The organism is Paenibacillus sp. FSL M8-0142 (assembly GCF_038597315.1).
Taxonomy (GTDB): domain Bacteria; phylum Bacillota; class Bacilli; order Paenibacillales; family Paenibacillaceae; genus Paenibacillus_AQ; species Paenibacillus_AQ lactis.
Genome location: NZ_CP152008.1, coordinates 5,829,050 through 5,843,144, shown reverse-complemented (window position 1 = coordinate 5,843,144; position 14,095 = coordinate 5,829,050). Strand labels below are relative to the sequence as shown.

15 protein-coding genes are annotated in these 14,095 nt (G+C 54.9%); 10 read left to right on the top strand and 5 right to left on the bottom strand.

Annotation, left to right across the window (positions count from 1 at the left end):
- Window positions 1-50: 50 nt before the first annotated feature.
- Window positions 51-1,607 carry an ATP-binding protein gene (locus NSQ46_RS26510; protein WP_342575321.1) on the bottom strand — a complete coding sequence of 519 codons (1,557 nt, stop codon included), beginning with the start codon at window positions 1,605-1,607 and terminating at the stop codon, window positions 51-53.
- Complete coding sequence (locus NSQ46_RS26505; RefSeq protein WP_144878038.1) at window positions 1,604-2,290, bottom strand: response regulator transcription factor; 687 nt, start codon at window positions 2,288-2,290, stop codon at window positions 1,604-1,606. Before NSQ46_RS26505 ends, NSQ46_RS26510 begins: the two co-directional genes overlap by 4 nt.
- A 241-nt stretch (window positions 2,291-2,531) precedes the next feature.
- Between NSQ46_RS26505 and NSQ46_RS26500 the strand changes: the two genes are divergently transcribed.
- The 4 genes from NSQ46_RS26500 to NSQ46_RS26485 all read left to right on the top strand — a co-directional run bounded on the left by NSQ46_RS26500 (window position 2,532) and on the right by NSQ46_RS26485 (window position 5,758).
- Window positions 2,532-3,296 (top strand): pirin family protein, encoded by a 765-nt coding sequence (locus tag NSQ46_RS26500; RefSeq protein WP_007132445.1) that lies wholly within the window; start codon window positions 2,532-2,534, stop codon window positions 3,294-3,296.
- Between the two features lie 478 nt (window positions 3,297-3,774).
- Window positions 3,775-4,491: an SH3 domain-containing C40 family peptidase gene (locus tag NSQ46_RS26495; protein WP_244152786.1), complete on the top strand. Its 717-nt coding sequence runs from the start codon at window positions 3,775-3,777 to the stop codon at window positions 4,489-4,491.
- 209 nt (window positions 4,492-4,700) lie between these two features.
- A complete protein-coding gene (locus tag NSQ46_RS26490) occupies window positions 4,701-4,898 on the top strand; it encodes a YwbE family protein (protein WP_007132443.1) in 198 nt (65 codons plus the stop codon).
- A gap of 281 nt (window positions 4,899-5,179) precedes the next feature.
- Complete coding sequence (locus tag NSQ46_RS26485) at window positions 5,180-5,758, top strand: hypothetical protein (protein ID WP_007132442.1); 579 nt, start codon at window positions 5,180-5,182, stop codon at window positions 5,756-5,758.
- 117 nt (window positions 5,759-5,875) lie between these two features.
- On the opposite strand, the gene NSQ46_RS26480 is transcribed toward NSQ46_RS26485, so the two are convergent.
- Complete coding sequence (locus tag NSQ46_RS26480; protein ID WP_007132441.1) at window positions 5,876-6,220, bottom strand: hypothetical protein; 345 nt, start codon at window positions 6,218-6,220, stop codon at window positions 5,876-5,878.
- Between the two features lie 76 nt (window positions 6,221-6,296).
- The gene (locus tag NSQ46_RS26475) at window positions 6,297-6,782 is read right to left on the bottom strand and encodes a GAF domain-containing protein (RefSeq protein ID WP_007132440.1); all 486 of its coding nucleotides are present in this window, start codon (window positions 6,780-6,782) and stop codon (window positions 6,297-6,299) included.
- Window positions 6,783-6,968: 186 nt separating this feature from the next.
- On the opposite strand from NSQ46_RS26475, the gene NSQ46_RS26470 reads away from it, so the two are divergent.
- The gene (locus NSQ46_RS26470; protein ID WP_007132439.1) at window positions 6,969-7,274 is read left to right on the top strand and encodes a hypothetical protein; all 306 of its coding nucleotides are present in this window, start codon (window positions 6,969-6,971) and stop codon (window positions 7,272-7,274) included.
- 110 nt (window positions 7,275-7,384) lie between these two features.
- On the opposite strand, the gene NSQ46_RS26465 is transcribed toward NSQ46_RS26470, so the two are convergent.
- Window positions 7,385-8,374: an alpha/beta hydrolase gene (locus NSQ46_RS26465; RefSeq protein WP_144878041.1), complete on the bottom strand. Its 990-nt coding sequence runs from the start codon at window positions 8,372-8,374 to the stop codon at window positions 7,385-7,387.
- A 222-nt stretch (window positions 8,375-8,596) separates the two neighbouring features.
- Between NSQ46_RS26465 and NSQ46_RS26460 the strand changes: the two genes are divergently transcribed.
- The 5 genes from NSQ46_RS26460 (at window position 8,597) to NSQ46_RS26440 (ending at window position 14,071) form a co-directional block, all read left to right on the top strand.
- Complete coding sequence (locus tag NSQ46_RS26460; RefSeq protein WP_341341467.1) at window positions 8,597-9,175, top strand: GNAT family protein; 579 nt, start codon at window positions 8,597-8,599, stop codon at window positions 9,173-9,175.
- 2 nt (window positions 9,176-9,177) lie between these two features.
- Window positions 9,178-9,936, top strand: coding sequence for an energy-coupling factor transporter transmembrane component T (locus NSQ46_RS26455; protein ID WP_341341468.1), 759 nt, complete (start codon window positions 9,178-9,180; stop codon window positions 9,934-9,936).
- A 264-nt stretch (window positions 9,937-10,200) separates the two neighbouring features.
- Window positions 10,201-10,731: an ECF transporter S component gene (locus NSQ46_RS26450; protein WP_050954094.1), complete on the top strand. Its 531-nt coding sequence runs from the start codon at window positions 10,201-10,203 to the stop codon at window positions 10,729-10,731.
- Window positions 10,728-12,395, top strand: coding sequence for an ABC transporter ATP-binding protein (locus tag NSQ46_RS26445; protein WP_342577018.1), 1,668 nt, complete (start codon window positions 10,728-10,730; stop codon window positions 12,393-12,395). The genes NSQ46_RS26450 and NSQ46_RS26445 overlap by 4 nt, the downstream gene beginning before the upstream one ends.
- Window positions 12,396-12,550: 155 nt before the next feature.
- Entirely contained in the window at window positions 12,551-14,071 is a 1,521-nt protein-coding gene (locus tag NSQ46_RS26440; RefSeq protein ID WP_144878043.1) for an MDR family MFS transporter, read from the top strand.
- The last annotated feature ends 24 nt before the right edge of the window (window positions 14,072-14,095 follow it).

The window sequence follows — 14,095 nt, the reverse complement described above, 5'->3', positions numbered from 1 at the left end:
CCTCACGAGCGCAAATACGAAGAACGATGGAGATTCTCTCGCTTCGGTCCCTATTCCGCCGGCCATTCCGCGCGAAACGCAGTTCCCTCACCGAGGGTGCTGGCGACGGACAAGCTGCCGCCGTGCGCAGTCATGATGGAATGGGCAATGGCCAGTCCGAGTCCGGCCCCGCCCTGGATGCGGGCTCTTGAACGATCAATGCGGTAAAAGCGCTCGAACAGATGGGGAAGATGCTCTTCCGGAATGCCGGGCCCATTATCGCTTACGATGAGCACGGCGTGATCTCCTTGCTGCTTCAAGGCTACGGTAATAGCGCCATCGATCGGGTCGGTGTGCTGGACCGCGTTTTGAAAGAGGTTGTAGATGACCTGCTTCAACTTGTCGGGGTCGCAGCGGCCTTGGACAGGAAGGGGCTGAAACGCTACGGCTCTGTTCTGGGCGAGCATTCGCAAATGCGGCTCCATTTCGCGGAGCAGCAGATCCAGTCTTGCGTGTTGAACCTGAAGCTTCGGCCTCTGGTCAAGCTTGGCCAGCAGCAGCAGATCCTCGACCAGCTTCTTCATTCGCCGGGATTCCCCGTGCATGCTGGACAGCGCCGCATGCAGCTGTTCCGGGTGATCGGCCGCCCCGCGCAGCAATACTTCCAGGAAGCCGTGTATGGAGGTAAGCGGCGTTCGCAGCTCATGCGAAGCATCGGCAACAAACCGCCGCATGTGCTCTTTCGCCTCCCGTTCGGCTTCGAAAGCATGCTCCAGCCGTTCGAGCATGCCGTTGAACGACTCGGCCAGACGGTCGATTTCCTGCTGGCCTTGGGCTGCCGGAAACCGTTCCGCCAGATTCCCGGCATCGGTGCGCTTGACCGTATCCACGATCCGGTTCAGGGGCAGGAGCGTCCGGCGAAGCAGAGGCAGATACAGCGCCACGCCCCCCGCCATCGCGAGAAAGGCGAGCAGAGCGAAGATGACCAGCTGCCGCATCAGCACGGCATGCAGCGCGTCCGTGTCGATCCCGAGCTGAAGCAGGCCGGTGGGGGATCCCGGAGTTCCCAGCGGCCGGAATACGATCAGCTGCTCGTTGCCATCGGCATCGTCGACAACCTTGTATTTCACGGGCCGGTGCTCCTTGAACTCCTGAAGGATTTGACTATAGGTATCTGGTGATAGCTTGGGAGCGGACCGTCCGCTGCTATCCGAGGACAGATCGGTATGGCTGCCGTTCGTTTCTATTCGGGCAAGCGACATGTTCGGCAGAAACATCAGAGGTCTCTCCGAACGCGGCGGAGATGTCCAGCCCTTGCCTGCATGATCCGCCGTATCCTTCGAACCGCCTGTCATTTCGTTCTCCGTATTGTCGGCGCCGGGGCCGGATATCGCTTGCCGCGCGGCGTTCCCAAGATCCGGATCCCACAGCTCCCTTGGGATCGAGCGAAGCTGCAGGGCCAGCGCTTCCGCCTGGTTCTGCAGCATGGCGTTCTTCATCCAGACATATTGCAGCATGCCGATCAGAATCAGCAGCACCGCGAGGACAATGAGGGATCTGGACAGCAGCTGCATGCGCAGCGATCTAGGCCCTTTGAGCCGCAGCCGTCGCTTGGTTTGCTGGCTCATGGCAGGTCCACGCGGTATCCCGCCCCGCGCAGGGTCCGGATGATGCGATGCTCCTTGTCCCCCAGCTTCTCACGCAGCGATCGGATGTACACTTCCACGATATTATCCTCTCCGCCGAAATCATAGTTCCATATGATATTCAAAATATTCGTCTTGCTAAGCACGGTGCCGTGCTTGGTTACAAGCAGCTTCAGCAGCTTATATTCCGTAGGCGATAGCCCGAGGGCCTCTCCGCGAAAAGCGATTTCCTTCTTGCGATCGTCAATGACAAACGGCCCCAGCCGGATTTCTCCGAGCAGGCTGGGGAACTGATTTCGAAGCCGCGCCTGGATGCGGGCAAGCAGCTCCTCGAAGCTGAACGGTTTGGCCATATAATCATCGGCCCCGATCGAGAGTCCTTTGACGCGGTCATCGATTTCATCCTTCGCCGTCAGCATGATGATCGCAATGTCCGCTTCTTCCTCCTTTAACCTGCGGCACACCGTTAGACCGTCGGTTCCGGGCATCATGACATCAAGAATAATGACATGCGGCTGATAGCTGTGCACGGCCGCCAGCGCGCTTTCCCCGTCAAACGCCGTCTTTACATCAAAGCCCTCATTGCGTAATCCGAGCTCCAAAAATTGCAGGATATGCGGCTCGTCATCGACGAGCAATACGCGAATTCCGTTGAATGATTCCATCTCTTACAGCGCTCCCCTATCTGTTAGCTAAAGCCTATCATAAGTAGTCTAACTGAAGCCGAGCTGAACCTAACCTGAAAAAAAACTAAAAAATCGACTGCTGCATTAAAACGGAGACAGGGAAAAATAGGATGTTGATATATAATCTGTTATCAGCGATGCTATCTTGAAGTCGAGATGATCTGGGCAAGTCACCTGTTCATAGGGAATTTGCGGGATAGGTTAAAGGGGGAGACTGAACATGATAGGCAAAGTATATATGCCGGAGAACTATGGGAAAGGCTCTTTAGACGGAGGAAGAATTGCCGAGCTGAAGCCGATCGGCCTCTCAGGGGAAGGGTCAGCCGTGAATCGTGTCGGGCCGATATTCTACTGGTCTTGGTTTCGTTCGCCTATCGAAGGCACTGTGGGAGAACATCCTCATCAAGGATTTGAAATCGTAACGTATATGATACAGGGCACTGCGGTGCATCAGGATTCGCAAGGCCTGCGCGGCGAAACGGGAGCCGGAGGCCTGCAGCTGATGAGAGCGGGCTCGGGGCTGAAGCATGAGGAGCATTATACCGGACCGGATGCGGAAGGCTTTCAAATTTGGCTTGAGCCTTATCTGCGCGATTCGCTGAAGCAGAATCCGGCCAGCCGGCAGTATCGGCAGGACGTGTTTCCGGTGAATCGAATTCAGGGGGGCTCGGTGACGACGTTAATTGGCAGCGGTTCCCCGGTCGACGTATCGGTGGATGCAAGGATGCTGGATATTCAGATTTTAGCCGGACATGAAGCCAAGTATGAATTGAAGCCCGGAAGGTATGCTGCCGCATTGACGGTTCGGGGGAAGGGCAAATTCAATTCAGGAGAGGACGAGCTGGTTTTCCATCATCGGGACTTTGTAGTCATGAAATCAGAGGAGGGAGAATGGCTGACCCTTAAGGCTCAGGACAATCTGCGCATGATTCTTATCGATGTGCCGGAAGATCCTGGATACCGGCTGTACGCCAAGAGGCCATAAAGCCCTAAAGATTACAAAATTGTAGTGGAATAAGATATAAGTCGTGCGATAAACTAGAGTTTGTCTGATAGGAAAACGATCGGACAAGCTCTGATTTTATCCCTTCCGCATTCGAATACTACCGTAAGAATAAAGACCCATCATACCGAAGAAACGTTAGTGACGCTTCCGGTGCATGGGTTATTTTGGCATTTATTTCTTCAAATATGTGTTATTTATTCAAAATACAGGTCTAAAAAGCGACTAAAGTCCTCCTCTTTACCAATACTTGGCATGCTGTTTTATGAAAATAGTTGCATGCGTCCCGAGACATAGCCTGTCTATAATGATTGCGGGATCACGAAATATGACAATTTCGTCATTCCTAAAATCAAACGAGACGGGGGAGATTCATATTTTCTCGAAAACAAGTGTTAAAAGATTGATGGCCGGAGCACTACTGTCAGCAGCTGTTCTTGGTTCTTACGGATATGGGTCTGTGAATGAGGTTGCTGCTGCAAGCGTGCAGTCTGCAGCTAGCGGCGTAGCGAATGCGAATGTATATATGCGCAGCCAGCCTTCGACGTCGGGCAAAGTGCTTGACCGTGTCTATAAAGGCGACAGCGTTCAAATTCTGGGTGTCAGCTCGGGATGGTATAAAATTAAAAATTCGGACGGCAAACAAGGGTATGCTTCTTCCAAGTTCATTACCCAGAAAAGCGGCTCCTCAAACTCCAATTCCGGAAGCGGTTCGGAAAGCGCTGCCAAGCCGTCCGCCAATGCCAGTGTTGAAAAAGTCATCAGCGCAGGCATGAAGTACCTGGGTACACCATACGAATTCGGCTCCAACCGCAGCTCAACCAAGACCTTTGACTGCTCGGCATTCGTCCGCCGCGCATATATGGACGGAGCCGGCATTACACTCCCGGGCAACTCCCGGACTCAAGGCCAATGGATCAAGGATAAAGGAACCGATGTATACAACATCAGCCAATTGAAGCGGGGCGACCTCGTGTTCTTTATGAGCTACAGAGGCTCTTCGGTATCCGCGTATGCCGGTGTAAATAAAGCAACTCAGCGAATTACGCACGTAGCGATTTACTTAGGCGATAACAAGCTGCTGCATACGTACTCCAAAAAATCCGGAGGCGTCCTGGTAGGCGAGTTCAGCAGTTCCTGGAAGAACCGCTTCCTCTATGGCGGCAGCGTACTGTAACACCAATATGAATCGTCATATCTTTATCATATGTGTCTGACAATAGGGCCGTTCCTTGAATGGATGTTCGTATCCAAGAAGGGGCGGCCCTGCTGTGCGTAGGGAAGGCATAAGACGGGTATTTGCAATTGAAAGCCGTATTCAGTATGGTGTACATAACTTTCATTGCATCAGAGGCTATACACCACATGAACAGGAGTGATCAGAAAATGAATGGCGGACAGCGTTCCAACATCAAGCCGGGACTTGAGGTGGATATCGTATTGAAGCAGGATCAGCGAACAGGGAAGCTTACACGCGGCGTGGTTAAGGACATATTGACCAATTCTCCCAGCCACCCGCACGGCATCAAGGTTCGGCTGCAGGATGGACAAGTCGGGCGCGTTAAACATATCTACGAGCCGTAAACGCCTCGGCCCATGGGCCGAGAAAGATTCTTTAAATCGATGATGCACAGCGTCTTACCGATGATGGCCATTCGTGGTCCGGTTTTTGGTGCAGGCCCGCGTTGCCGCTTGAAAGTCCTTGAAAGTCCCTCATAGAGTTCACGATATGGTCATGTGAAGCTAAGTTTGGAAGCCGTTATTGGAGCTCCTCCATGTGGGAGGGATTTCCAAAAACGGTTTTTTTTAATTGAGCATGCAACATTGTTCCCGCTTCGGCCGTCTGGAGGTTGAGGTGATCAAATATGCGAAAATACCTGATAGCTGCGGCTATTGTGATGCTATTTATAACGGGATGCGCCCAGAAAGGAGAACCTGCGCCTGCCAAGCCTGAGCCTGCCTCAGATCAAGCAGTCCGGCCCAGCCGTACCGAAATGAAGGAAGGGGATTTCGTCTACCGACTGGTCAGCGAAAGCGAGCGTTACGGTCAAGGAGAGAAGCTAAAGATTTATGCAGAGCTTGAATATGTCGGGGAACAGGATGAGATTACCATTGGCCATGCCGCCTCTCCTTTCTATTTTCCGATAAAGGAGCTGACCCGAAATTACAGCATTGACTATATGATGAACGAGCCGTACATTACAACGACCCTGAAGAAGGGGGAGCTGTTGCGGGAGGATTATACAGGCAGCGGAGGTTATAGCGAACAGGATACGAAGGATTATCAAAATTTCATACGTTCCTTGAAGGATGGATTTCCCGAGGGACGTTATGTCGTGTATGGCTCGGCTGATTTCGTGATTCACCCGGCCGAAGGAGAGACGGGCGAAGAACCCGAAAAGTACAAGATTCAGGCGGAGATTGAATTTGAGGTAAGCCCGTAAGCAAGGCGGCGGGGGTGGACCGGAAGAAGGTTATATCGAAGTCTAGACTTAAAATAAGGGGCTCCCGGGTCGAGAAGAACCTTGAGGGAGCCCCTTATTTGTCTCGTGCTTAAAGGCTTATTGGAAGCCTTGATGTGTATTCGGGAAGCCTTGGCCGAAGGTAGGCTGGATATGCTGGGCTTGATTAGCCCGCGCCGAATATTCCACTTGCTTCACCAGCTGAGAGATTTGCTGGAACTGCTGAATCGCTGTCTGGTGCCCTTGCAGCGCGGACTGGATCATTTGCGTTGCTTGACGCTCGCGTTGTGCAAGCTCTTCCAGTCTGGCGGCGTTCTGCTGCTCCTGCTGCATCATCTGCTGGTACATGGCGGAAGCTTGCTGCGTTTGCTGCGTCAGCTGCTGCAGCAACTGCTCACACTGGCGGATTTGCTGCGAAATTTGCGTGTTGTTCGTTGAATACATGCGCGTATTCCTCCTCAAGAGTTTGTAGGTATGAACCCTTGATTATTGTGCGGAACAACACGGGGAAACATCCGGTCTACAGGGATAGAGAGCCTTCCAATATGTGGACGAATTCCTCCAGGAACTGCTGATCCTCTTGATCGAATCTTCCCTTCAACGGACTGTCGATATCCAGAACACCGTAAAGCGCTCCGTCAACGACGATCGGAACGACAATTTCGCTGTTGGATGCGGCATCGCACGCAATATGTCCCGGGAATGCATGTACATCCTCTACCAGGACGGTGGATTGCTTGGCAGCGGCGGTTCCGCATACGCCGCGGCCCATCGGAATCCGGATGCAGGCCGGCAGACCCTGGAAGGGACCGAGCACCAGCTCCTTGCCGTCATAGAGGTAGAAGCCGACCCAATTGGTATCTGTTAAAAAATGCTTCAGCAAGGCCGAGGCGTTTGAGAGATTGGCAATCGCATTGGGCTCGTCATGAATCAATGCCTTCAATTGTTGAAGGACCTGGGCGTACTGCTCGCTCCGGGTACCCTCGTATGGCGTATTTTGAAACATCGTGTTCCCCGTCCTTCCTTAATCATGTTATCGTTCACTCACGATAGTATAAGTATAAGATATTCGTCAAGCATTGGCATCCGGTCCGGGCCGTATCGATCAGAATCCGCTGATTCCCCGCACCTTCCGAGGGGTAATGAATGACAGAATAGGTGCCAACCTAATGTCAAGGAGGAGAGGATCAGAATGCGTGCAGACGTACAAAATTTGTTTATCGGTATTCACATGCTATATCACGCTCACGAACGGGACCTTACCGTCAGCGAAATGCAGCCCGAGCTCGAACGCCACGGGTATAAGGTTGGTGACCGGGAGGTCAAGAATGAGCTTGAACGCTTGACGCAGGAAAATTTCCTGACGGCTCATGGGGATGCATATAGTCTGACGGGGGCTGGCATCGAAGAATTCAAAGAGCTTCAGAGCAAGCTGAAGGAGCTCTGCAACGAGGTGCTGAAGCCGGTCAACGCGAAGAAAGCGGACACCATGGCTTAACGGACGGCTCCCCTTTTTCGAAAAAAACATGAAAGCAGCCCTGGATGATGGTCAGGCCTAGGCCGACGCGGGGCTGCTTTTTTGATTGCATGCTCCGTAATTCAAGATGTCTACACGCTTTCAAGCGAACGGTCCATCGGTACGGCGCTCATTTCTGCTTGATGCAGCCGGGGCTGCGGGCTGGCCTGGGGTTGACCCATATACTCCCGCAGAAACGATTGGACTCCGTCTCTGTAGCCTTTCGGGTCAATATGATAGGCATTGGCATGAATAGCTCCTTCGACAAGCAGCAGCTTCTTCGGCTCAGGCTTCGCCTCATACATTTCAAGACTCATCCGGGTTGGCACGTAATTGTCCTTCGCCCCATGAATAAACATGACGGGCAGCGTGCTTTCCCGCACTGCGCGAATCGGGCTGACCTGATTTAGGCTAAAGCCGGCTTTCCGCCGTATTCGGGCATCGACCCAGGATAGGAAAGGTCTGGCCGGGATTTTATTAAGCGAGGACAGCTGATGGCGGATGAGGTCCGTCAGGTCGGAATAGGGACAATCCGCTATGACAAGCTTCACTTGCGGATCCGCAATCGATAAATATTCCAGTACGGTGCCTCCGCCAAGGGATTGCCCATGCAGTCCAACGGCTATATCCTTCCCGTATTGTGAGGTAAGCCAGCGAATCCATGCCTGGATATCGTATTTTTCATAATATCCATACGTCGTGTATCGGCCTTCGCTGAGGCCGTGACGGCGCTGATCAATCAGCAGCACATTGTAGCCTTCCTCCGTGAACATATCGATAAACTGGGTGGATACCGCCCGGGAACCGGTATACCCGTGAACGATGAGCATCCAGTGCTTAGAGCCGGGATTCGCTTCGATGGATGCGCCGCACAGCTTCAACCCGTCAAAGCTGGTTATGTTCACCTCTTGTTTGCTCAGCGAATCATACTTTTCACGCGTGTACAATCCCGCCTGCTCAAGGACGGTGAACAGCTTCAGGTCATTTTTGACTTTCATCCGCGTGATTTGGAGATATCCGATCTCCGTGATGGCTGCGGCGATAAGAGCAACAACGATCAGAACGACTAAAGTAATATACATATCGAATATCCCTCCTCTGTTCTATGCTGATGAACGGGGGATGCTACGCATATTGACGGATGCCTCCCGAATCCATCAATATAGATAGCATCGAAGCCTTCATGCGGATGTTTGCACATCCCGGGCCAAAGGAATCTTAAAGCTATACATCTTTAATACACGCAGTTAGTATCACCGAAAACGTTAAATACAAGTCAGCATTTTTGTAAAGGGGTGGACGCGGTGTATGCATGTGAAGGTCATATTCCGGAGCTCGCGGGCGATCGGGTCCGGCTCCGCAGGCTTACTGAGGATGACGCTGCGGATATGCTCCGGTGCTGGTCCGATCCAGATACGAGGAAGTTTACCGAGCTGCCGGCTATGCACGCGGCAGCGGATGCGGCGGCGCTCATCGCATGGCTAAACGCCATGTCGGAAGAGGAGGATGCGCTCAGGTGGGGCATTGAGCTTACCGGCTCCGGACGGGTCATTGGCAGCTGCGGACTGAACCAATGGCAGCTGGCTGGGGCGTACCGGGGGGAATTCGGCTGCGAGCTGGCTAGCGATTGTCAGGGAAAAGGCTTTATGACGGAAGCAGCCGAGCTTGCGATGAGGTTTGCTTTTCAAGAGATGGGCCTGAATCGGATCGAAGCCTTTGTTCAACCGGGCAATGCGCGAGCGGTACGGTTTTTTGAGCGTTTAGGCTATACGCTGGAAGGCGTATTGCGGGAGTACCGGCATACCTCCACGGGATATGTAGATGCAGTAGTTTTTTCAATGTTGAAAAGGGATTGGAATCATCGCAAGGGAGAGGTTGGATAGGCATGTTGATTCAGTACAGGAGGGGAAGCTCTCTCCTTCATCGATACGATCCGTTAAGCAAGCTGGTCATTCTGCTGTGTACCGCGGTCATCGCCATGATGCTGGACCAGGCCTGGCAGCAGGGGGTGTTTCTGCTTCTATGCATCGGCACGGCGCGATTCGCCGGGCAACTAACCTGGAGAAGCTTGCTTCTGGGCATCCGGCTGATTGCCGTCGTGGCTATCCCGTATTTCATCTTGACCGGCTTGACGGTGAAGGGGGAAACCGTGTGGATGCAATGGAGACCTTTGACGATTACGACCGAAGGGCTGAATGCCGCGGGAGCGATGACGCTTCGGATGTTTACGCTGTTTTTATCCTCGATGGCTTATATCGTTACGACCGACCCGCGGGAGCTGGTGGCAGAGCTGAATCGCAGGCTTGGCGTTCCGTACCGTTTTGCCTTCGGCATTTCCGCCGCGCTCACGTTTATTCCGCTCTTGGAGCAGGAGGGAGCACAGATTCGGGCAGCTCAGCAGGTTAGGGGACACCAGCCTCCCAAGGGGCTCATGAGCCGAATCCGCTATGTGCTGGCATTCGTATCATCCGTGCTGTTAAATGCGCTGCGGCGGGTTCAGCAGACAGCCGGCGCAATGGAGGCCAAGGGCTTTGGAGCAAATCCGGACAGAACGTTTCGCCAGACGGTTAACATTTCGCCGATGCATGTAATTTCTGCATTCGCCTACGTCTTGTTAACGGCATTATTGGGGTGGATTGTTTAAATTGTTAACCGGATTATATTAAAATGTGGTTGACGATAAGCACGGATATATGCAAAATATGACTTAGCAAAGCGTCCAGCTTGGCCGAAATCTGTAGTCTAGCAGCTTAATTTTCGGACTAGCATATTCGGTTGGCTGCGGGACCCCTGTGAACCCTATCAGCTCGCGCTGGCCGATTTGGACGGTACCTAAGGAGGATTAATTTTGAATCATTCATCAACGAATCGAAAATGGTTTGCATTCACGACCCAGGAAATTATTCTGATGGCGATGCTGGCTGCGGTCAACGCCGTCATCACCGTGTATATCGGGCCGGTCAACAAGCTGCTGAGCAGCCTTGGCGGACCGATCGCGACATCGACGACCACGGGCATCTACATGGTGTACGGCCTGTTGGCTTATTACATCATCCGTAAACCCGGAACGGCGGTTGTCACTTATGCGATCGGAGGGACGATCCAGGCCATGACGGGAACGGTTTACGGCATTGCGTCATGCTTTGTCGCCGCCGCATGCTACATGGTCATCGCGGAGATTATATTTGCGGCTGTGCGTTACCGGAATTGGAGCACGGGTGTGCTTATGCTGGTCGGCGGCGCGATGGTGCCGCTCTGGTTCGTGTTTGCCGCGAATATGTTCGGCTACACGGCATGGCCGATCGGTGTTCTGGGGATTGCGCTGGTTGTGCGGATCCTGAGCGGCATCTTCCTGTGCGGCCTGCTGACGAAAGTGCTGGGCGAAGCTTTGGCGAAGACGGGGCTGCTGCGCAGATTTGCCGTCAGCGCGAAGGGATGATTCGCTTGATCGGAACGAAGGTGGAGTGCCGGGACGTCGGTTTTATGTACGACGGCGAGGAGCGGCCGGTCCTGCATCAGCTTAGCTTCACGGTGCAGCCGGGCGAGTGGACGGCCGTGATCGGGGCAAGCGGAAGCGGCAAATCCACGCTGTGCCAGCTGCTCAGCGGTCTTCTTCCGCGAAGCGGGGGCGGAACCCGGGAAGGCGTTCTGCTGCTGGACGGGATGGATCCTGCCTCAGCCCCGCTCGCCGATGTTACGGAGGCGATGGGGGTGCTGTTTCAGGATCCCGATGCGCAGCTTGTCCAGGGCATCGTCGAGGATGAGGCAGCATTCGGGCCGGAGAACCTGCGGGTTGCGCCGGAAGAGATCGAGCGGCGCATCGCGGCCTCCTTGACCGCGGTCGATCTGCTGGACCGGCGGTCCGATCCGGTGCGCAGCCTGTCCGGCGGACAGCGCCAGCGCACCGCCATTGCCGCGGTGCTGGCGCTGCAGCCGCGGCTGTACGTCTTCGACGACGCCTGCGCGAGCCTGGATACGGCTGCGCAGGCGAGATTCCTGCAGCTGTGCCAAGCGCTGCAGGGCGAGGGCCGGACGCTCATTACGGCGTCCGGCCGCTTTGACGATGCCGCGCGCGCCGCGCAGCGCGTCATCGTCCTGGACGGTGGCACCGTCGTGCTCGACGGGCCGCCGGAGGAGCTGCTGCGCCGCTGCGGGGAGCAGCTGGCGCAGCTGGGGCTGCTGCCTCGCCCCGCAGGGGAGGCAGCTGGCGGCGCGGCCGCGCGGGGCGCCGTGGCGCCGCAGGTAGCTCGCGGCGGAGCCGCCCCGCCAATCGCCGCGCCTGTCACGGCGCCAGCGGAAGATGCCGCAGGCATGCAAGGCGCCGCGTCACAATCGGCGTCGGCTGCGCCCACCACCGCGGCCGCGCCAAATCCGCCCGCCGCAGCACCCGCAGCCAGGCCCCCTGAGCCGCTGCTCGAGCTGCGCTCGCTCCATTACAGCTATCCCGGCGAGCGGGAGGCGCTCAGCCCTGTCGATGCCGTTCTGGAGCCTCGCAGCTGGGCGCTGCTGACGGGAGAGAACGGCTCGGGCAAGACGACGCTGAGCCGTTTGATCATGGGCCTTTTGCCTGCGCCGAAAGGGAGTATTCTGTGGCGGGGGGAAGATCTCACCGGGATTCCGGTGCATCGCCGGGCCGAGCGGATCGGCTATGTGTTCCAACAGCCCGAATATATGTTTACGGCTCCGAATGTCTGGGAAGAGCTGGTCTACAGCCTGCATGGCGGACTGTCTGCAGCCAAGCGCCCGGAGCTGACAGACGCCGAGCGGAGCAGAGCGAACCATCTGCTTGAAACGGCAGGCTTAGCCAAGCGCCTTCATATGTCCCCTTATCTGCTTAGCCAAGGAGAGAAGCGGCTGCTCAGCATGATCAGCCAAATGATCCTTGCCAGGCCGCTTTATATTTTGGACGAGCCGACCTCCGGCATGGACTATGCCGCTATGGAGCGCATCGTCCAGCTCTGCCGGTTTGTCATTGACGAGGGCGCTGCGATCCTGATGATTACGCACGATCCGGACATCATGCGGCCGTACGCCGATTCCGTGATTCATCTTCGGGGCAGAAACCAAGAAGAGTCTGTGCATATCCCCAAGCAGCATTTATAATAGAAATATTACATGTGCGAAAAGCGCTCCTGCATTTTTGGGAGGCGCTTTTTATACTGTTGTCAGCTCTTTTTCGCATATCCTTAATCGCCGGGGGATGGGCGCCCTGGGGCGGGCGGTCAAGAGCTGTTCAAAGTAAAGGGGACGAAGGATACGTGAATGCACTGAAACAAAATAAGCGGGGCTATATCCTGGTCGGTATTTTGCTGTCGACCTTTATGGCCGCGATCGAAGGAACGGTTGTCGGTCCTGCAGGACCGGCGATTATTAGCAGCTTCGGCAGTGTTAGTCTAATGAGCTGGATCTTTACGGCGTTCTTGCTAACGATGGCCGTCACGACGCCGATTTTCGGCAAGGTTAGCGATCTGTACGGGCGAAAGCCGGTATTTCTGTACGGCTCCCTCATATTCCTGGCGGGGTCGCTGCTGTGCGGCCTCTCGCAGAGCATGACGCAGCTCATTATTTTCCGGGCGATCCAGGGGATTGGGGCCGGGGCGGTTATCCCCGTGACCTTTACGATTATCGGGGACATCTACAACCTGGAGGAGAGAGGGAAGGTTCAGGGAATGATCAGCTCCGTATGGGGCATTTCTTCCCTGATCGGTCCATTGATTGGAGGATACTTTGTCGACTTTCTGTCCTGGCACTGGATTTTTGTATTCCATATGCCGTTCGGCGTTGTTTCCATCTGGTTGATTCTCCGCTATTTCCGGGAAGATCGTACAGCCCGCCAGGTTTCGATTGATTATACCGGCGCGGCATTGTTTGCGGTCGGCATGACGGCGCTTCTCTTCGCGCTGGCTGTCGGAGGGGGAGAGGGCTATTCCTGGACATCCCCGATGATGCTCGGCCTTATCGGAGGTTCCGTGGTGCTTCTCATTGCCTTCTTGATCGTAGAGAGCCGCGTAAAAGAGCCGATGCTGCCGCTGAATTTATTCAAGATCCGGGATATTTCCGTGTCCACGCTGGCGAATATTCTCGTAAGCGCACTGATCATCGGATTAACCACTTATTTGCCGCTATGGATTCAAGGCGTCAGGGGAGGCAATGCCACCTTGTCAGGTCTGTCGCTGGCTCCGATGTCCATCGGCTGGCTGATCGGATCGGTGATCGGGGGACGCCTGATCGTGAAGACGGGATCCCGCAAAACCGCTTTGATCGGTGTCGTTTTTCTCATCATCGGGGCCGTCGGGCTGGCATTTATGCATAAGGAGACGGCACTCGCCCTGCTGCTGACGTTTACGTTCATTTACGGGCTGGGCTTCGGGTATATTTCGACATTGTTTCAGATTATTGCCCAGTCATCGGTCGGTTATCAGGTGCGGGGAGCCTCGACGGCGCTGAATTCCTTTATCCGGACCTTTGGCCAGACGGTTGGCGTTGCGGTGTTCGGATTATGGGTGAATGCCGGGATTGCAAACCGGCTTGCAGCTGAACCGGATGCGGTCGGCATTACCAGTGACGATATTAACAAGCTGCTTTCTCCGCACGGGACGGCGGAGCTTCCGGAGGGAGCAGGCGGATTGCTGAGCGGCATTTTGGAAGGAAGCTTGAACTCTTTGTTCATCGGCATGGCCGTCATGGCTGTTGTTTGTATGCTGATTGTAGCGGCCTTCCGCAATGCGCCTCCTCAGCCTGAGGATGAGACCGACGGAGAGGCGTCACCGGGGAACTGACCACGCGGCTGTTTCATTAACATA